The sequence below is a fragment of the Acinetobacter sp. LMB-5 genome (genome assembly GCF_001541635.1).
Classification (GTDB): domain Bacteria; phylum Pseudomonadota; class Gammaproteobacteria; order Pseudomonadales; family Moraxellaceae; genus Acinetobacter; species Acinetobacter pittii.
Map to the genome: position 1 here is coordinate 1 of NZ_LRDR01000006.1, position 19,879 is coordinate 19,879.

Sequence of the window (19,879 nt, forward strand, 5' to 3'; positions counted from 1 at the left end):
AAAATCAGTTTCAGCTGATGAAATTATTTTAAAACAGGCTAGCGCGGATAGAGTTATTACGTTCAATGATTCAACTGCCACCATTCATTTTGGTGAGGGACAATTATCATCTATTGTATTTGATGATGGAACAGTCTGGGATAAGGCACAAATTGAGCAACATATTGCCAAAACTGTACTGGGTACAACTGGTAATGATGTATTTGAGGCAATTACAGCAGATCAAACTTATTCATATACTTTAAATGCGGGCACAGACACGTTAATTTTTAATGTTCTTGATAATACAGATAATTTAGGCGGAAATGCTAAGAGTGAGTGGACGGATTTTAATCTCGTAGAGAATGATAAAATTGATTTGTCTCAATTGCTTATAAATGAAAATGGAAATCTTCAAGATTATATTTCTGTAAAAGATACTGAGGTGGGGCTAATTATTTCAGTTGATAGAGATGGGTCTAGTCAATCTACGTATCATTCGCAAGAACTAATTTTGCTTACTGGTAAGCATGATACTTTAGAGAACTTAATAGCTTCAAATACCTTTATTCACTAAGTTGTTTAATAATAGACTAAAAAAGAGACCAGTTAATGGTCTCTTTTTTTTAACTCCCAACGATCCGCTTCTCAAGCATCTCCATAAAAGTTTTTAAAATAATATTGTGGTTTTTGCCCTTGTGAGTAATTAAACAAATGGGTGTGCTGTAATGCATTTTCTCCTTTGAAACAGCTTGCATAAAACCATCTTCAACCCATTTTTTTGCATAGTGGTCGGGTAAAAAACCCAAGAATTTTCCAGTTAAAATCAGAAATGCGATGCCTTCACGGTCACTTGCTGTCGCCTTACAGTCTAAAAGCTGATGCAACCTTGCTGCTTCTGGTGTGATCGCATAATTAGGAAGGACCGCTTGCCATGTTTTTAACTCATCTAGATTCATATTGCTGCACTGGCTAAACAACGGATGGTTTTTGCCACAGTACAAAAATGAACTTTCACTATATAAGTCGAAATAGTCTAGACCAGACAAAGGTGTAACAAGTGGAATAACGCCTGCGTGCAAACGGTTATCGAGTACACGGCATTCAATATCTGACAAAGTACTCATACTAATGTTAATAATAACCTCGGCATGTTCCTCTGCAAGTTGGGTCAACGTATTGGTGATATAGCCTCTAGGCATAGTCACAAGATTGTTAATAATCCCGATATTAAACTCACCCTTAAGGCGGTTATGCATTTGATTGACTTTAGAACGAAAGTCTTCAATCGCCGCTGTGAGTACTTCGATATATTCTAAAATTTCCCGTCCTTCATCGGTCAAGGCAAACCCAGCACGGCCTCGCTGACATAGTCGAATGCCTAAACGATTTTCTAAATCACTCATATGCAAACTAATTGCAGAACGACTAATACCTAAAATACTTTCGGCAGATGTAAAGCTGTGACAGTCGCAAACCGTTTTAAATATTTTAAGTAATTTAATATCAAAATCAGTGACTTGATTTAATTTTTTAGGTTTCATTTAGTTTTGTTTTTTTAAATCTAAACTCAAGATAATTTGAATTTATCAAACTTATCACGCTATGTACACTCAAACCATAATTTGAAAATAAACAGGAATGGTTATGTTTGATACGGATAAATTCAGCGACTCAGAGCATACTTTGGATGCGGTTCAAACTAATAACAATATGCATATAAATTATCAAGCACACTGGATGCCTTTCTCTGCAAATCGAAACTTTGCTAAAGATCCGCGTATGATTGTGGGTGCAAAAGGGTCGTACTTAATTGATGATTCGGGCCGTGAAATTTATGACTCACTTTCAGGCTTATGGACTTGTGGTGCTGGTCATACGCTTCCTGAAATTCAACAAGCGGTGAGTGCTCAATTAGGTCAGCTCGACTACTCGCCAGCTTTTCAGTTTGGTCATCCGTTGTCTTTTAAGTTGGCAGATAAAATTGTTCAGCATATGCCTGAAAAATTACAACATGTTTTCTTTACCAACTCAGGTTCAGAGTCGGCAGATACCGCTATTAAAATGGCGCGTGCATATTGGCGTATTAAAGGTAAACCGAGCAAAACAAAATTGATTGGTCGTGCCCGTGGCTATCATGGTGTAAACGTTGCTGGAACAAGCTTAGGCGGTATTGGTGGCAACCGTAAAATGTTTGGTCAGCTTATGGATGTAGACCATTTACCGCATACCTTGCAGCCGAATTTAACTTTTACCAAAGGCTGTGCAGAAACAGGTGGGATAGAACTTGCCAATGAAATGCTTAAGTTAATTGAATTACATGACGCTTCAAATATTGCAGCCGTAATTGTTGAACCTATTTCCGGTTCGGCGGGTTGTATTGTACCGCCAACGGGTTATTTACAACGTTTAAGAGAGATCTGTGATCAGCATGACATCTTGTTAATTTTTGATGAGGTGATTACAGGTTTTGGCCGCTTAGGAACATGGACGGGAGCAGAATATTTTGGGGTTACACCAGATATTTTGAATTTTGCGAAACAAGTGACCAATGGTGCCATTCCTTTAGGTGGTGTGGTGGCAAGCCATGAAATTTACTCAGCCTTTATGCAACAAGACTTACCAGAGCATGCCATTGAATTTACCCATGGCTATACCTATTCGGCACATCCGGTTGCTTGTGCGGCTGCTTTAGCTGCGCTTGAAGTTTTAGAGAAGAAAAACTTGTTAGCTCAATCTGCGGCGTTAGCACCAACCTTTGAAAAAAAGTTGCATGGCTTAAAAGGCGCACCGCACATTTTAGATATTCGTAATTGTGGTTTGATTGGTGCTTTGCAGTTAGCACCACGTGATGGCGATGCCACAATCCGAGGCTTCGAGCTTGGTATGAAACTCTGGAAAGAAGGGTTCTATGTCCGCTTTGGAGGAGACACGCTTCAGTTCGGTCCAATGTTTAACAGTACAGAAGCAGATATTGACCGCTTATTGAATGCTGTTGGCGATGCACTTTATCAAGTGAATTAAGGCTTATAAACATTTTAAGAGCATCGGTAAAGTCTATAGATGCTCTTTAAAAACTAAATGAAAAATACAGTTTGATCTGAAAACTAATTGTAGTAAGGAGTAACAATAATGACAAATGGCCTAGAAAATTTTAGCTATGAAGAAGTTTCAACTGAAAATAGTACGCATAGTGAACAAGCCAAAAAAGTGCTAGGGCATTTCATTCAAGGAAGAATTGTATCTAAAACGGCAAGAAAACAGCCAGTTTACAATCCTGCGACGGGTGAAATTAGTAAAGAAGTCGAAATTGCAGATGCTCAAACGGTAAATGAAGCAGTTCAGGTAGCCGAACAAGCATTTCCTGCATGGCGAGATACACCAGTCATTAAACGTGCACGTGTCATGTTTAAGTTCAAACAATTATTAGAGCAAAATGCCGAAAAGATTTGTGCTTTGATTGGGCAAGAGCACGGTAAAATTTCCCATGATGCTCAAGGCGAATTACAACGTGGTATTGAAAATGTTGAATATGCTTGCGGCGCACCAGAGCTTTTAAAAGGGGAATATTCAAAAAATGTCGGTCCAGATATCGACTCATGGAGCGAGTTCCAACCGTTAGGTGTTGTCGCTGGGATCACACCGTTTAACTTCCCAGCTATGGTGGCTTTGTGGATGTTCCCAATGGCGCTGGTTTGCGGTAATTGTTTTATTTTAAAACCTTCGGAAAAAGCGCCTTCTGTGGTTTTATACCTTGCAGAATTATTAAAGCAGGCGGGTTTACCTGACGGCGTGTTTAATGTGGTGAATGGTGACAAAGAAGCGGTAGATGCCTTATTGCATCATCCTCGTATTCAGGCGGTTAGCTTTGTGGGTTCAACACCAATTGCCGAATATATTTACCGTACTGCAACATCCACGGGCAAACGTTGCCAAGCATTAGGTGGGGCAAAAAACCACGCGATTATCATGCCTGATGCCGATATTGATAACGTAGTAACTTCATTGTTAGGCGCAGCTTTTGGTTCTTCAGGTGAACGTTGTATGGCACTCTCGGTAGCAGTAGCCATTGGTGATGAAGTTGCCGATGTAGTCATTGATAAGCTGACTCAAGAAATGAAAAAATTGAAGTTCGGCAACTATGCAGATACAAGCAACGACTTTGGGCCACTTATTACCCAAGCACATAAAGACAAGGTACAAGCCTATATTCAAAGTGCAGAACAACAAGGCGCAAAAATTGTGGTAGATGGTCGTGATGCAAAACCGACAGGTTACGAAAAAGGTTTCTTTGTTGGACCAACTTTAATTGATCAAGTCACGCCGAACATGACCAGCTACCAACAAGAAATTTTTGGTCCTGTGTTGCAAGTTATGCGTGTGAATACTATGCAAGAAGCCATGCAACTCATTAACGACCATGAATATGGCAACGGTACTTGTATCTATACCCGTGATGGGGAAGCAGCACGTTATTTTAGCAGTCATATTCAAGTTGGTATGGTTGGTATTAATGTGCCTTTACCGGTACCTGTTGCTTACCATAGCTTTGGTGGTTGGAAGCGTTCATTATTCGGTGATTTACATGCTTATGGTCCAGATGGTGTCCGTTTTTACACACGCCGTAAAACCATTACGCAACGTTGGCCATCTGCTCAGGTCCGTGAAGCAAAACAATTTTCAATGCCAACTTTAAATTAATTATTGCAACAAGGGGAAAACAATAAGTTTTCCCTTTTTCATTATCGTAGGATTTTAAACATGTAATAGATTGTTTTTATAAATATATTTTTAAGGATTGAAATATGAATAATGATACAACAAAAAAATTAGGCGAAGGACTTTCAAATCGCCATATCACAATGATTAGTATTGGCGGTGTTATTGGTGCAGGTTTATTTGTCGGTTCATCCTCTGCAATTGCCAAGGCGGGCCCAGCAGTAATTCTTGCATACCTCATTACCAGCATTATGGTATTTCTGGTGATGCGAATGTTAGGTGAAATGGCCGTTTTAGAGCCGGACACTGGTTCATTTTCTACATATGCCCGTAAAGCGATTGGTCCTTGGGCAGGCTTTACCATTGGTTGGTTATATTGGTGGTTTTGGGTGCTTGCGATTCCGGTTGAAGCCATTGCAGGCGCTGAAATTTTACATTCGTGGTTTCCGAACGTTTCAGTTTCTATCTATGCGTTCTGTTTTATTGTGTTTTTAAGCTTGGCCAACTTTTTTAGTACTAAAAGTTTTGGTGAGTTTGAGTTCTGGTTTTCTCTAGTCAAAGTAGTGGCCATTATTGGTTTCATTATTATTGGTATTTTGGCAATTTCAGGTATTTGGCCTTTAGCTAAAAATGTTAGTGGAGTTGCCAATTTATATAACAACGCTGGGTTTATGCCGCACGGTATGGGCGGAATTTTATCTGCTATTTTAATTACGGCATTTTCATTCTTTGGAGTAGAAATTGTCTCGATTGCCGCAGCCGAGTCATCTAACCCTAAACAGAAAATTAGACGTGCCACCAATTTGGTGCTGTACCGTATTATTCTTTTCTTTGTGGTCTCAATGTTTATTGCTGTTTCACTTGTCGATTGGCGTTCACCGGACTTACAAAAGTACGGGACATTCCAATACGTTTTAATGAGCTTAAACGTACCGGGCACTAAACTCATCATTGATACGGTCGTGTTTATTGCCGTAGCGAGCTGTATGAATGCGGCAATTTATACGTCTTCTCGTATGTTATTCCGTTTGGGCACTCGTAGTGAAGCGCCACAAGCCGTAACTAAAATCAATTATGCGGGTGTACCTGCAATAGCTGTGTTTTCTTCAACTTTTATTGGTTTAGTGTGTTGTGTCATTAACTATGTATTCCCTGGAAAAGTATTTGGCTTATTGCTTTCAAGCACAGGGTCAATTGCTTTACTGGTGTACTTGGTTATTGCTTTCTCCCAATTGCGTTTAAGACATAAGTTAGAAGCAGCTGGAGCGGAAATACCATTTAAAATGTGGTTATTCCCATGGCTGACTTGGTTTGTCATCATCATTATTTTAAGTGTGTTGGCTTATATGTTCTTATCGCCAGCATATAGTTATGAAACCACTTTATCTTTAGGGGTAACTTCGCTTGTGGTGGGTTGTGGGTTGTTCGTCACGCGAAAGCGTAAAGCAACCAGAGCGGTTGCCATGAATTTAGATTAATTAAAAAAGAGACCATAAAAGGTCTCTTTTTTCTCTCATGTTCCAAGATTTAGACTAACTATTTAGTCGTATCTATTGATACTAAAACAGATAAACCAGGACGTAATAATTTAACATCTTTTTGATTTTCAATGAGCTTGATGCGTACAGGAAGGCGTTGAACGATCTTGGTAAAGTTACCAGTCGCATTGGTTGCAGAGATCGGAGAGAAAAATGCGCCAGTAGAAGGAGAGAAGCTGTCTACCACACCTTTTAGCTCAACGTTATAAGCATCTACATAGACATTAACAGGTTGTCCGATCTTGATTTTTTTTAACTCAATTTCACGGAAGTTTGCTTCTACATAGACTTGGTCTAAAGGCACAACGACCATTAATGGATTACCAGCACTCACAAAGTTACCTACGTTAGCTGACTTTTGACCAATCATGCCATCAATAGGCGCACGAACCTCTGTATAGCTCAAATTCAGTTTTGCTTTATCAAGTGCGGCTTGTGCTTGTTTAAGAGCAGCTTGTTTGGCTTGTACCTGAATCTTGTATTGGTTGAGCTGATACTGTGCATCAATCACTTTTTCTTTACTACTGTCTAAGTCAGCATATTGTTCAGTCAAAGTAGTTTTAGATTGCTGTGTAATTAATCTAGACTCGGCCCCAAGTGCCTGTAGTTGCTCATAACGCGCCGTATTGTCTTTTGTGAGTTTAATTCCAGCTTCTACTTTTCTTAGCTGTGCTTCTGTTTCTCGAATAACAGTCGGTTGTCTCTCAACAGCCAGCATCGCTTCACTCACGTCAGCTTGTGCTTTTGCATAATTAGATTCAGCTTCAGCTAAAGCAGCTTGATAGTCACGTGCATCAATTCTTGCTAAAAGTTGGCCTTTTTTTACGGTCTGGTGATCTTTAATGTAAATTTCCTCAATATTGCCAGATACCTTAGGGGCAATCGTTGAGTACTCTACATCTACCCGTGCATCGTCAGTTTTAACAACGGAAGAAGGTAAAAATATAACTTTTAAAACCCACAGAATAGATGCTAAGACAATAATAAACGCAATAGCCATAACCCAATGCTTTTTGAGAAATTGCACCTTGGTTAACTTGGGCGGTTCGGTATGGGGGGGGTCTTGGGCTTCGAGAGTACTCATAAAGATTTTCCTGAGTTATGACTATTCATTAACTTAATGAGAGCAATACGTGGCGGATAAGTTCGAACTGGCAAAATCAACATCACGATGAACAAAATAGCGGTAAGGCCAGCTAAGATGAGATATTGATCGCTAATAACTAAAACTGATTGTTGCGCTTGAATCGCAGAGTTGAGAGCAGATAAACCACCTGAAACACGATCTGCACCATTTGCAGTGAGTACAGGGGGAGTAAGTGGATTAATGAGAGGGCCTTGAATATTTTGGAAAACATGTTGGGCGGTATTTTCAATCAGCCGTGTTGAATGGTATTCACCGCGCACTCTATTGATCCAATCCAAAATACAGACACCCAGTACACCGCTAATCGCACGCGGGGTATTAATCATAGGGGATGCATAAATTGCCATAGTTGGGTGAACACTGTTTGTCCCCATCATTAAGAGCGAGAGCACGACACAGGTTTGCCCCAGACATGAGATTGCATGCCAAAAATAAAATTGGTCTTGATTCCATGTGGTATCAAGTTGACTTGCACCTAGGCAACCCGCAATGACCAGAAGTAAACCAAACCCGTGTACATATCGGCTATCCACCCAAGCTTGATTTAAAAGCTTCACAACAATAGGAATATAGATAAATTGCAATGCCGCAATTTGTAAGCCAATCCACATGGTCTGAGTGGGTTTATAGCCATGCACTGCACTTAAGTAATTGAGTGGTAATGTGCTGGTGGACATACCAATAATGACAAAGCAAAAGAGTGCGAAAACAGCATAAGCAAAATTTCTGATTTCGAGCATTTGCGGTTTAATGAGTGGTGACGGATAACGCCACTCATGTATGAAAAACCAAGGTAAAGTAATCGCACTAATTAAGGCTAATACACAAATTAATTGGGAATGGAACCAATCTAAATGATTGCCATGCAACAACATTGTGCTCAGGCTCGCTAAGCTAATAATCGCTAAAATGGCACCCATCCAATCGTAATTTTTTATTCTTGAATAATTAAGAGGATCTTGGGGAATACCAAAATACACCAGCGCAGCGCTTAGCGCACAAAAAGGAATGGTTTGGAAAAATATCATTTTCCATCCAATTACATCTAAATAAAAAGCTGAGAGTGCAGCACTTAAGTTGGGAAAGAATGTCGCAGTTAATGCATAGCAGGCTAATCCCCATAGTCGAATATCAGGTCCTAAAAATCTAAGCGCACAGGCCATGAGCAAAGGAATCGTTAAACCATTGGCGAGCCCTTGTAAACCACGTAATAGATAAAAGATTTCGATATTTGGACTAAAAGGAATTAAAACGCTAGAAAAAAGGCAAAGTCCTATAGCAAAAAGAAGAACTCTGCGCATAGAAAAAATGACTGCCCAACTCGTAGACAGGATCATGCCAATAATCATCGCACTTGCGTAAATACTGTTAACCCAATAACCCGAGTCGACACTAATGCCCATAGCACCTCGAATGTCGACTAAAGTAATGCTGGTAATTCGGTTATTAAATTCAACAGTCATTGCAGCAAATATTGCACCTGCTAAACCGATGAGTGGTTTTGTATTCATTTTTTACCTTAAATCTTAAACATCCATTCATTGCACGGAGCAGATATTTACTGAACTGTACCGATCGGTACTCTACTCTTTAATTAAATTTCCGTCAATTCTCGATTTTGACGTTTTCGATGAGTTACACTTAGAATGAAATCGCTAAAATTTTTATAAGGTTAATATGTCTGTTACAACTAAAACCAATGAAAAAGATCAAAAAATTCTGGATGCAGCAACAAAGTTTTTTTTGATCCACGGCTTTAGTGGCACAACGACAGACATGATTCAAAAGGAAGCGGGGGTTTCAAAAGCAACAATGTATGGTTGCTATAAGAATAAAGAAGCGATGTTTGCAGCGGTGATTGAACGTCAATGTACCAACATGCAAAAACAAATTATTTTAGTTGAGACAAAAGCTGACAATTTACGCTCAGCTCTAACTGAAATTGGGAAGACCTATCTGTGTTTTATATTATCGCATTCAGGTTTGGCTTTTTTTAGGGTTTGTATTGCAGAAGCTGTAAGATTCCCTGAGTTATCTGAAAAATTCTTTGAATTGGGTCCAAAGCGTCTGGCAAATATCATTGCAGGATATCTAGAAAAATCCGTTAGACAGGGCGAAATTGAATTAAGCTCTTCTTCAGAAGTTGCTGCGAATATATTTTTATCGTTATTAAGAAGTGATGCTCATCTAAAATGTTTGACACATCCTGATTATTTAATATCAGAGAATGAAATTAGTACTTGGGTTGAATACGCTATTGATTTATTTTTAAAAAATATTAAGTATTGTCAGAGTTAGTTTCTTTATTAAATGATTTAAAAATGAATACTTTAAAATTATTTTATTCTCGAGTGATTTAAAGCTTAGTAAAATCGTTGCTTTGAAATTTTTAGTTAAAAAAGGAGTTGAATTGAAAACGAACTCCTTTTTAGCAAGATTTACGATTTAGACGGAATATATTTACGCATAGTAAAGATAAACAGCGTAAATAAAATACTAAAACCAAAAATAGGTAAGCTTAGCCCTAACACCAGTCCCACCAAGATTAACCCTGTTTTTTGTGAGCCAGTTGCACGGTTCCAAACTGATAAGCTTTGACCAACAAAGTGAGTTGTCATGAGTTTTAGATTTGAGTTTTTAAACGCAGCTTTATATCCGTAAATAATCATAATACAGAGTGCGAAAGCATAAATTGCCAGTACCAATTGATTTATCCAGCCAAATAAAACCCCAATATGCGCATCAACTCCCCAACGAGTGAGCTTTGCCACCAGTGAATAGTCTTTAAAAGCAAGTTGATCGATGACTTTATGGTGTTCCATATCAATTGCGATACTGTCTGCTTGAGTTGGCCATTTACGCTGAATTTCGGCGACTTCCCAAGCTTGATTACCACTGGTAGGTGGTTTGATTTGTATTTGTGCTGCGTCAATGCCATGTACTCTGGCGATTTCAAGAGCAGCATCATATTCACTTGGAATAATATTTAGGTTAAGGTTTTCACTGTGCGGCATGTCGTGATGCTCAGGGTGCATCACTGTAGGTAAATTATCTTCTTGAAGCGAAGTTGCCAATGTTGGGGTTTGCCAGCTGAGCCATTGACGAGCAACTCGAATATTATCTCCAGCCCACTCGGACCATGTAAGACCCGTAATGGCGATTATTAATAAGAGAGGGAATAACGCTAAACCCAACGTGCTATGCCATTTCAGTAATCTATTTTTTTCTGTTTGTCTAATTTTAAGATTTTGACGACGTTTCAACCAATTATATAGTCCAGTTAAAGTCAAAATAGCTAACCAGCTTGCTGCCAGTTCACTATAAAAGCGACCCCATTTTCCTAGTAATAAATTGCTATGTAGTTGGTCGAGTGTAGTCCGAAACGGCAGAACCCCACTGGTACCATAAACCGCTAGATGGCCTTTGGCTTGAAGCGTAAAAGGATCAATAAAAACGGCTTCACTCGTAAAATCATGTATAGGATCTGAGAAAATTACACGAGTTGTTTGGTCAGCACTTGGGGCTGGTCTAACTTCAATCACCTGTGCAGACTTAGGCATTACTTGCTTTGCGGCTTCAATTTGCTGGCTCAGCATATGTGGCGGTTGCTTCAGTGGCTCAACATATAGAACATCTTTATAAATCGCTTGCTCTATTTGAGGCGTAATTGCATAGAGTAAACCAGTGATTGCTGCGAACAAGATAAATGGCGCAATAAAAATACCAGCATAAATATGAATTAAACGGTAAAGACTATGCCAGAAGGATGATTGGGTCAGCATCAGAAGAGAATGTTTGTCAGGTGTTGGACGGATTATAACGACTTATTTATCTTGATGCTGATTGAGCTGTAACCAGTATTAAATTATTTGAGTAGCTCTTAGGCATATTGTCTGGTTTGATAATTAAATGGTTTTTATTACTTGGTAAATTATATATTTTTTACTTACGCCTTAACATCTTATTTACATGACATATTTAATAATGAAACAACTTATTATTTAAAATAATCTTGATTCTTTAGCATACCTTTCGCTATAAGAACAGATGACATAAATATCAGAATTAAAATGTTAAAAACCGCTTATTTTAGGATAAGCGGTTTTATTAGAATAAAATTGTATACAGTCCCAAATTAATGATGGCCTTGGGAAATACCACCATTTCCATCTGAAAGACTAATTCGAATATTTTGCATCATGCCTTGATCTTCATGATCTAAAATATGGCAGTGCAATACAAAGTCACCGATGTAGCGTTCGTACTTGGTTCTAACAATGACTTTATAACTGGCTCCTTGTACGTTTTTAACCCAGATTGTATCTTTCCATGTCCCTTTTAGACCGCGATATTGTGGATCAGGGGCAGCCGTTTTGTCATAGTCATCCACGGCATTTATATCACTGACATCTTTACCGTTAGGGTCATACACTGCCACGACTTGAAATGGGTTTACATGAATATGAAAAGGGTGGCTGGCTAATTTAGAGGTGAGTATCCATTCATCGGTTTTGCCTAACTCGAGCGTACGGTCAATTCGATCTGGTTGATACGGTTTTCCATTCACCTGAAACTGAACTGGATCAGCATTTGTATCAATATTAAATTCTAAAAATTGTTTATTTGCTGTTGCTGGTAAGTCCTGATGAGGAACAAAATGACTAAGCTTTAGATTTTGTTGTAAATCTTGAAGCACAGCAGGACGCATATCTGGGGCAATATTGCGTACTGCATTATTGCTTAACGCCGTTGTTAAAGACTGAGGTGTTGAAGTGGCTTTATTAACTTGAATGATACCCAGCAAGCGTCTTTGTGAAAATGTACGGTCTACGTTAGCCGAAGCTGACGCCGCTTCATTAACTAAACAATAACGGCCTTCTTCAGGAAATTGCATTAATGCATCATAACGGTAACCCGGTTGAAAAACGGTAACTGTTTTATCCATAACCTGTTTAAAGGTTAGACCATCTGCTGCAATCAGGTGTTGGTTTACAATAGGCCCTGTACAGCTCTCACTTAATAATTTCTTTTCACCCATTGGGGTCAAATCGAGTTTGGAAGGAATATTTTGCATTTGACGAACGCTTAAGTTGATACTGTCGCGGACACCTGCATGTACCATTCGCCAACGCTCAACTTGTCCTGCAACCGCTTGAGTAATGAAAGGTTGTATTTCGCCATTAATACTCGTATATCGGCCTGATTTCCCCCAATCACCAGGGCCAAACCCCTGATAATCTCTAATTTCACCAATTTGATTGTTTTGGCAAATATAGTTGCCATTACTATCGGTTTCGATATTTCCGTTAGCATCATAGCAAGCATATTGGATTTGCTGAAAAACTAACGTTCTTTCTTTGAAACCATAAGTGAGTAAATCTAAATCACCTGTCTTATTTGGGGTAGGCTGACGATATCCACGAATAATTAAAGCTCCCGCCATACCACTTGCAACTTGAATAGCGGTTGAACCATGTCGATGTGGGTGATACCAAAATGTTCCTGCTGGATGATCGGGTGGAATGTTGTATTCATATTGGAAATTAACACCTGGATTAATCGAAATTAAAACGTTATCACTATTTCCTGCTGGGTTAATCCATAAACCGTGAGTGTGCATGTTAGTGCCATCAAAACAATGGGGTTTATTCACATCAAAATGATCGCCAGTACAACTTGGGTCTTTAGGAAATTTTTTGTGAGTAATCGGGTCTATATCAAGTTGATTATCTAAGTTTGCTCGTACAGTTTCTCCCGGAAATACTTCAATCGTCGGAGCAATATAAGGTGTATTGGGCTGTGTATCTGTACCTTGATAACTACGTAAAACAACTTCGTCATAACGATTTGTCGCTGGGTTCCATAGTTTGTTCCTCGTTTTTTTAACCTCCCATGTAAATAATGCTTCATTTGAAGATTGCATTTGCGGCGTATTTGTTGATGACACTGTCGGGTTGGGTGCAGCAAGTAATGCAACATGTTTACGTGCAACAGTCATATCGGGTGGGTCTTCTAATACACGTTCAGAAGAATCATTTGCTGATACACACCAACTTACTAAAGTTAGAGGCGTGCATAATATTAAATGGGCTATTTTCATAATGAATATAGGCCTGAAAAAATCAGGCCTCTCCCTTAATTATTATTTTGTAGTTTCTAAGCGAACCTGAGAAATACTCAAGCCTTGAGAGCTTACTTTTTCCTTCACTTGATCAAGCGTTAAATCAGTAGCAACAAACTGAACTTCTAAGTCTTCAGCCGCCAGGCCTAATTGCTTAACTTGATCACTGACTTGATACACCAATTGACCAATATGACCCGGATGTCCGCCGTGGTCATGATCTAACACACCGAAGTAGTTAATTGTGGCAACGTAAATTTTTTGGTCAGGTTTGTTTTTGGGAGATAGATAGATCTTATAGGTCAGATTTGGATTACCAATCATTTGGACATTATCTAATATTAAATAGGTTTGTCCTGATGAGAGCTTTGTTTGAGTAAGTTGACTTGAGTTCTCTAGGAAACTTGCAGTTTGAGGGGCTAAAGCTACTTTTTGAGTTACCCCCATAAGCTTAATGCTTTTATTACTGCTAACTGGTTTATGATTCATTTTAAATAGGTTTGCTTTTTCAGCACCTTTACTACTCATGACAGTAGCTTCAACTTTACAAGCATTTTCATTGGTATATCGCACTGGGATTTTACCGGGGGTGAATACATCAGCAATGGTCATGGTGACTTTGTTGCCGTTTTCATCTGCAAAGGTATATCGGGTGTCATACCAACTATCTGGCATACCTAAATTTTTCTTGGCCCATTCAAGCGTAATTGGTTGCCCATTTGCTTTTTTATTTAACCAGCATTGCCATAAGCGGTCGATATTTGCATGGTGCATATAAAATACAGGGTCTAAGCCTGCAATAGGTACAAATCCCATATCTGGTAGCACACAGTTTTTACCGACTGCACAGTGCATTACACCATGGGGTTGAGACTGTAATTGGTTAGAGAAGTCTGTGAAGTTATCCCATTTAAATGCTTGAGCAGCGCTGGCATTATCTGGATCTATGGCGCTGATATTTGCATTTAAACCCGGTGTACGGAACTGATCATATAAGGTACCTGCTTGTTTACCTCGGACCAATTGAGGGAGTGCTAAGCCTTTACCATTAGCAGCTTTTTCTTGGTAATAATCCCAATAAGGAAGAGAGTAATCTTGCCCAACATATTTACGTACTGTTCGCTCATAAAAATAAAGCATCATACGGTGCCAAGGTAAGAAATTTAGATTGCCATGTTGGCATGTACCCCAAACGTCATCGGTAAAACCATCATTTGGGACTGGTGAATTTTGAATATGCTTATAGTAACTGTCACATACTGCTTTACTATATATCTCTAAACACTGTGGCATACGGTATTGATTAACATAATAATCTTTGTCTGTTGCATGTTTACCTGTACCAAAATAGCCATGTGTATTGGCCCAGTAATTAAAGCTTGTACGAAACTCCGGTGATAAAGGGGGAGCATTATTATTTGCTCGCATTTTTTCCAGACCCTTTTGTAATGAGCTTACTTTGGCTGGATCTTTTGCAAACTCCGTGGCACTTATTCGTAGTGAGTCAGCATGAGTCGTTAAGCTCATACCACACAATAGAGTTCCTAAAATATAATAATTTCTCTTCATGATTTTAAATCCTTGTCATGTTTAATATTCTTATATGTGATTATTAGTAATGTATGAATTTACCCTTGGTTTGGGTAATTCTTAATCTAATCTAGCATATAAAGAAGTTTTTATTAAAGGTTTATATTTAATATTAATAATGAAAAAATTTAATTTTAAATCCTGTAATTTTTTAGAAAAACTTAATTATTTAGTATATTGTTTTTAATGTGCTTTTATTAATAATTAAAAGATTTTTAAAATAAAAATAATTATATTTTTTCTTAATGTATTTTGTTTTTTTTAAATTTATGGGTTTGAAGCCTCATTGTTAAATGAAATGTTAGATATGAAACTTTTTGATTCAAGTTAAATATTAAAAATTATTTTATTTGAATGGTTAGCATGCATGCTCTAAAGGTTTTGTATAGGGCTATCTATATTTTGAGTTTTAAAATAAAAATTACAATTACATGATTATTAAGTTTATTTTGTAATTTTGGCATTTTTATTGCTTAATTACTCTTATCTTTAGTACAACATTTGATTTACTAACTTATAAATGATGATTCAAACCGTCTTGCTCACTTATGGTGTTTTTTTCATATGAAAAATGCACCAAATAGGCACGTCTTTTTATTTTGCACTGTATTTGTGCAAGGCATGCCGTAATGAAGTTATTAGCTTCATTACTCACTTTATTCATCTTATATGGATGTTCTTCATCTGAACAAAGTGGTAAAGCGCAAGAAAAGTTAGCGGCCCATTCGATATGTGTCTTTGATAGTACAAATACAAAAGTCTGTGTAGCCAAACCCGCTCAAAGAATTGTTTCTCTGTTTGAGTCAGGTTTAGATGGCTTATATATGCTAGGGCAAGGTCATAAAGTGATTGGCATACCAGCCGAAGTATACATCCAACCTTTATTATTTAATGCCTACTCAAAAATAGATCAACGTATTGCCAATAAACAGCTTGCTACGCCTTCACAAGGGGCAAATGCAACCAATATTGAAAGTCTGGTGCTGTTAAAACCTGACCTGGTAATTGTAGGAAGCGGGCAGACCCAAACAATTGAACTGTTACGGCAGTTTGGCATTGCCGTATATGTCATGGAGTCAGGCACCTACAAACAAGTGAAAGAAGAACTTTCTGGAATTGCTATTCTGAGCGGAGCCCAAAAGCGAGCTCAGGAAATTTTAAATTTCTCTGATGAAATTGTGGCAGAAGTCGCAGCCAAAACGGCTCGTCAGCCAAATAAACAATCGATTTACTATGCTTGGTCTGGTGGCCGAATTTTTTCTACCTCGGGACGTCAGTCGATTACCAATGACTTTATTGAACTCGCAGGTGCTTGCAATATTGTTCAGACCGCTGCTAACCAACCCAACGTAAACCCCGAAACCCTCATTGAATGGAACCCTGACAATATTGTGCTTTGGAATACCAACCCAAAATTGATTTATGAACGAAAAGAATTACAGGGTTTAAGTGCTGTGCAAAACCGAAAGGTATTTAATTTGAGTCCTGCATTTATATATAACCCACACACCATCAAAATTATTATTACGGCGATTTATTTGAATCACAGTATTTATCCCGAACAGTCCGATTTACCTGTAAGTGCTTTACAACAGCGTATTTTAACCAAGTTGTATGGTGAGCACCTTGCCAAAGCGTTGGTGCAATAAAAATGGAAAAAATGAAATATTATTGGTTTTACCCTTTACCTTTCCTCATGATTTTTATCTCGCTGCTTATTGGGCCAACTCAAACATTGAGTGCATGGGATTATTTGCGGTGGGGTGTGCAAGCGGTTTTTGGTACGCCATATTTTGATGCTGAGCAATTTAGACTGATGCAAAACATTCTCGTAAATGTGAGATTACCCAGAATTTTACTGACCTTTATGGTGGGAGCTGCGTTAGCAACTGCGGGAAATGGTTTACAGGCATTGTTTCGTAATCCTTTAGTTGACTCATATGTACTCGGTATTTCATCTGGTGCGGCGTTTGGTGCAGCTTTAGCACTTTCTTTAAGTTGGCTTTCGCCAAATCTATCAGCCTTTATTTTTGGTGTGTGTGCTGTTGCCTTAACATATTTATTTGCACATCAAAAACATGAAAGCCAGACGTCTTTAGTCATGGTAATTTTATCGGGCATGATTGTTTCGGGGCTGTTTTTAGCAGGTCTCACGATTATTCAATATTTAAGTGATCCATTTAAATTACAAGCGATTGTGCAATGGACCATGGGCAATTTACATCAAGCTTCTTGGCAAAAGGTTCAATATGCCGTGCTGCCTATTTGTATTGGTCTTGCTGGATTATTTGCGATGCGTTGGCGCCTAAACCTAATGGCACTCGGTGCTGAAGAAGCGCAGGCCGTGGGTGTTAACCCAAGGTGGGAACAACTTCTTTTAATTGCGCTAGTGACTGTATGTACCTCAACTTCTGTGGCTGCGGCAGGTATTATTAGTCTATATGGGCTGTTTATGCCGCATATTGTGAGAATGTTGGTTGGGCCAGATCATCGCTACAGCATTCCTGCCAATATGGTGTTGGGCGGTAGTTTCCTACTCATGATTGATAACTTTTCTCGGGTTTTACTGACGTTTGAAATACCGATTGGTATTTTTACCATGCTACTTGGCGCACCATTTTTCTTATTATTAATGAAAACACAGAGGACTCATTGGGCATGATTCAAATTGATCAGTTAAATTATGCCTATGGGCACAAACAGGTTCTCAAAAACATTCATCTGGAGTTTCCTGAAAATCAGTTTTCCGTCATTTTAGGGCGTAATGGTTGCGGAAAATCGACACTTTTTAAATTGATGGCTGGCCTAGAACCTGTAAAAGATGGCTTGATTCGTTACTCTGGAAAACTACTATCGGACTTTAAAGGGAAAGATCGGGCTGCATTGCTCGGCTTTTTACCGCAGTTTCATAAAACTGTATTCCCATTTTTGGTTAAAGATGTAGTGATTACCGGACGTGCTGCTTTTAGCCGATATCGTCCTTCAAAATCAGACTGGGAACGTGTAGACCAAGCTTTGCTTGATTTAGACATTGAGCATTTACGTGACCGACCTTATACCGAGCTATCGGGTGGCGAAAGACAATTGGTCATGATTGCCCGTATTTTAGTGCAAGCCCCGAAAGTCATTTTGCTTGATGAACCAACCAACCATCTCGATGTTTATTATCAGTCTTATTTAATGAAAAAATTGCGTCAGTTGTCGCGGCAAAATTTTACGGTGATTGCGATTATGCATGATCCCAATTTAGCTTTTTTATTTGCCGATCATTTGTTTTTTATGCGCCAACACGAAGTCGTTAAGCCTGAGTCTAAAACACGAATCACCGATCCGAAGTTTTTAAAAAGTGTCTACGATGTTGAGTTCCATGAAGCCATGATTCAAGACAAAACGATTGTGATACCTGATCATTCTTGGCTATGAATATGTTGAATTATCAGCTAGTGGGAAAAACTGATTATGAGTCAGCGGTAGAGTTTGTGCTTTATACTAGACAGCTTTTATTCCCAGAAATTTATCATGGGCAAGTTCCCAAAGATTTACAAAATTTTGAGCAATATTATGTTCATGATCCATTGGGCTGCTTTATTACGGTAAAAGATCAAAACCGCATTATTGGCACCATTGCATATCGAGCTTATGACCATCGTTTTGATTTAAATTTGCCGTCTAATACGGTAGAAGTCGTTAAGTTGTTTGTATTGCCTGAATACCGCCGTAAGGGTATCGCAACCATGCTATGTAAAATGTTGTTTAGCCATGCCAAAAACCATGCTATTACTAGTTTCTATTTGCATACTCATCCATTTTTGCCAGCGGCTGAAAAGTTTTGGCGGCTCCAAGGCTTTGACGTTATTAAACGAGAATGGATTGATACGTATGACACCATTCACATGAGTAAATCTTTATAGCGCTTTATCATGCGCATGAAATCTTTTTTGAAAATGGGTAGGCGGATAACCCATAATTTTACTGAACATTGCAGTAAAAGCTGCCGAGTGTTCATAGCCCAAGCTAAAAGCAATTTCAGTAATTGAGATATTCGCTTTTAAGGCATTTAAAGCATAGATGATGCAGACCCGATTACGCCAAGTCTGAAAGGACATGCCCGTTTCTGACTTAAACCAGCGGTAAAAAGTCCGCTCACTTTTATTGTGGTCATGTGCCCAATCCTTAGGGCTGCTATGAATATCGGGATGCTGCATAAACTCAGCACACTGTTTAGATAATAATGTGTTGTGAGGCAGAGGAATAAACAGAGGTAGGGCTGGTGCAGCTTCTAACTCATATAACAACAAATCGATAAGAGCGCCGTCACGGCCTGCACGTTGGTAGTCAACAGGTAGCTGATTTGCCTGAATGAGTAGCTGATGTAGCAAAGGTGAGACTTGTATAACCTCGCAATATGATGCCTGTCTTGGTGCATGGTCTGCTTCTATATACAAACTATAAGTACTGACCTTAGATAGCCATACCTGATGTGGTTTGCCTGCGGGTATCCATACACCGCTATAAGGCAACACAAGCCATTGTCCATCTTCAGTTTCAACTTTCATGAGTCCTTCGGGTGCATATAAGAACTGAGCACGGCGATGGCTATGCGTATGTAACAAAGTATCAGCAGGATAATCTGACCCTAACGCTAGAACCGCTTGCGGTAGATGGTCTACATCATTAATTGGAATATTACGCATATATTTTTGGCTGAAATAAATAAAAATATGGCTTTTCTACGTTAGTTTGCCATAAGGCTATTTTATATCATGCCTCTATAAATATGAGGAA

Annotated in this window: 16 protein-coding genes; 9 read left to right on the top strand and 7 right to left on the bottom strand. The window is 38.7% G+C overall.

Features of this window, described 5'->3' with window-relative positions:
- A partial coding sequence (locus AW165_RS08905; RefSeq protein ID WP_155859637.1) for a type I secretion C-terminal target domain-containing protein occupies positions 1–556 on the top strand: 556 nt, incomplete at its 5' end.
- 49 nt (positions 557–605) lie between these two features.
- Here AW165_RS08905 and AW165_RS08910 read toward each other — a convergent pair.
- The gene (locus tag AW165_RS08910) at positions 606–1,523 is read right to left on the bottom strand and encodes a LysR family transcriptional regulator (protein WP_060465573.1); all 918 of its coding nucleotides are present in this window, start codon (positions 1,521–1,523) and stop codon (positions 606–608) included.
- A 97-nt stretch (positions 1,524–1,620) separates the two neighbouring features.
- On the opposite strand from AW165_RS08910, the gene AW165_RS08915 reads away from it, so the two are divergent.
- The 3 genes from AW165_RS08915 (at position 1,621) to AW165_RS08925 (ending at position 6,176) form a co-directional block, all read left to right on the top strand.
- Complete coding sequence (locus tag AW165_RS08915) at positions 1,621–3,003, top strand: aspartate aminotransferase family protein (protein WP_081410590.1); 1,383 nt, start codon at positions 1,621–1,623, stop codon at positions 3,001–3,003.
- A gap of 108 nt (positions 3,004–3,111) precedes the next feature.
- A complete protein-coding gene (locus tag AW165_RS08920; protein WP_060465575.1) occupies positions 3,112–4,680 on the top strand; it encodes a CoA-acylating methylmalonate-semialdehyde dehydrogenase in 1,569 nt (522 codons plus the stop codon).
- 104 nt (positions 4,681–4,784) lie between these two features.
- On the top strand, positions 4,785–6,176 hold the full coding sequence (locus AW165_RS08925; RefSeq protein WP_060465576.1) for an amino acid permease: 1,392 nt from the start codon (positions 4,785–4,787) through the stop codon (positions 6,174–6,176).
- A gap of 58 nt (positions 6,177–6,234) precedes the next feature.
- On the opposite strand, the gene AW165_RS08930 is transcribed toward AW165_RS08925, so the two are convergent.
- Entirely contained in the window at positions 6,235–7,320 is a 1,086-nt protein-coding gene (locus AW165_RS08930; protein WP_060465577.1) for an HlyD family secretion protein, read from the bottom strand.
- Positions 7,317–8,894 (bottom strand): MFS transporter, encoded by a 1,578-nt coding sequence (locus tag AW165_RS08935; RefSeq protein ID WP_060465578.1) that lies wholly within the window; start codon positions 8,892–8,894, stop codon positions 7,317–7,319. The genes AW165_RS08930 and AW165_RS08935 overlap by 4 nt, the downstream gene beginning before the upstream one ends.
- 166 nt (positions 8,895–9,060) lie before the next feature.
- Here AW165_RS08935 and AW165_RS08940 point away from each other — a divergent pair, with 166 nt between their 5' ends.
- Complete coding sequence (locus AW165_RS08940) at positions 9,061–9,681, top strand: TetR/AcrR family transcriptional regulator (RefSeq protein WP_060465579.1); 621 nt, start codon at positions 9,061–9,063, stop codon at positions 9,679–9,681.
- A 140-nt stretch (positions 9,682–9,821) separates the two neighbouring features.
- Here AW165_RS08940 and AW165_RS08945 read toward each other — a convergent pair whose 3' ends face one another.
- The 3 genes from AW165_RS08945 to AW165_RS08955 form a co-directional block, all read right to left on the bottom strand.
- A complete protein-coding gene (locus AW165_RS08945) occupies positions 9,822–11,165 on the bottom strand; it encodes a PepSY-associated TM helix domain-containing protein (protein ID WP_060465580.1) in 1,344 nt (447 codons plus the stop codon).
- 353 nt (positions 11,166–11,518) lie between these two features.
- A complete protein-coding gene (locus AW165_RS08950; protein WP_060465581.1) occupies positions 11,519–13,483 on the bottom strand; it encodes a multicopper oxidase family protein in 1,965 nt (654 codons plus the stop codon).
- A gap of 42 nt (positions 13,484–13,525) precedes the next feature.
- On the bottom strand, positions 13,526–15,073 hold the full coding sequence (locus tag AW165_RS08955; protein ID WP_060465582.1) for a tyrosinase family protein: 1,548 nt from the start codon (positions 15,071–15,073) through the stop codon (positions 13,526–13,528).
- Between the two features lie 650 nt (positions 15,074–15,723).
- On the opposite strand from AW165_RS08955, the gene AW165_RS08960 reads away from it, so the two are divergent.
- The 4 genes from AW165_RS08960 to AW165_RS08975 are packed head-to-tail and all read left to right on the top strand — an operon-like array spanning position 15,724 to position 19,005.
- A complete protein-coding gene (locus AW165_RS08960; protein WP_060465583.1) occupies positions 15,724–16,743 on the top strand; it encodes an ABC transporter substrate-binding protein in 1,020 nt (339 codons plus the stop codon).
- A 2-nt stretch (positions 16,744–16,745) separates the two neighbouring features.
- A complete protein-coding gene (locus AW165_RS08965) occupies positions 16,746–17,756 on the top strand; it encodes a FecCD family ABC transporter permease (protein WP_081410591.1) in 1,011 nt (336 codons plus the stop codon).
- Complete coding sequence (locus AW165_RS08970) at positions 17,753–18,517, top strand: ABC transporter ATP-binding protein (protein WP_017481100.1); 765 nt, start codon at positions 17,753–17,755, stop codon at positions 18,515–18,517. Before AW165_RS08965 ends, AW165_RS08970 begins: the two co-directional genes overlap by 4 nt.
- Positions 18,514–19,005: a GNAT family N-acetyltransferase gene (locus tag AW165_RS08975; protein ID WP_060465585.1), complete on the top strand. Its 492-nt coding sequence runs from the start codon at positions 18,514–18,516 to the stop codon at positions 19,003–19,005. Before AW165_RS08970 ends, AW165_RS08975 begins: the two co-directional genes overlap by 4 nt.
- Here AW165_RS08975 and AW165_RS08980 read toward each other — a convergent pair.
- Positions 19,000–19,788, bottom strand: coding sequence for an AraC family transcriptional regulator (locus AW165_RS08980; RefSeq protein WP_060465586.1), 789 nt, complete (start codon positions 19,786–19,788; stop codon positions 19,000–19,002). The two genes, AW165_RS08975 and AW165_RS08980, sit on opposite strands and share 6 nt — an antisense overlap.
- Between the last annotated feature and the right edge of the window lie 91 nt (positions 19,789–19,879).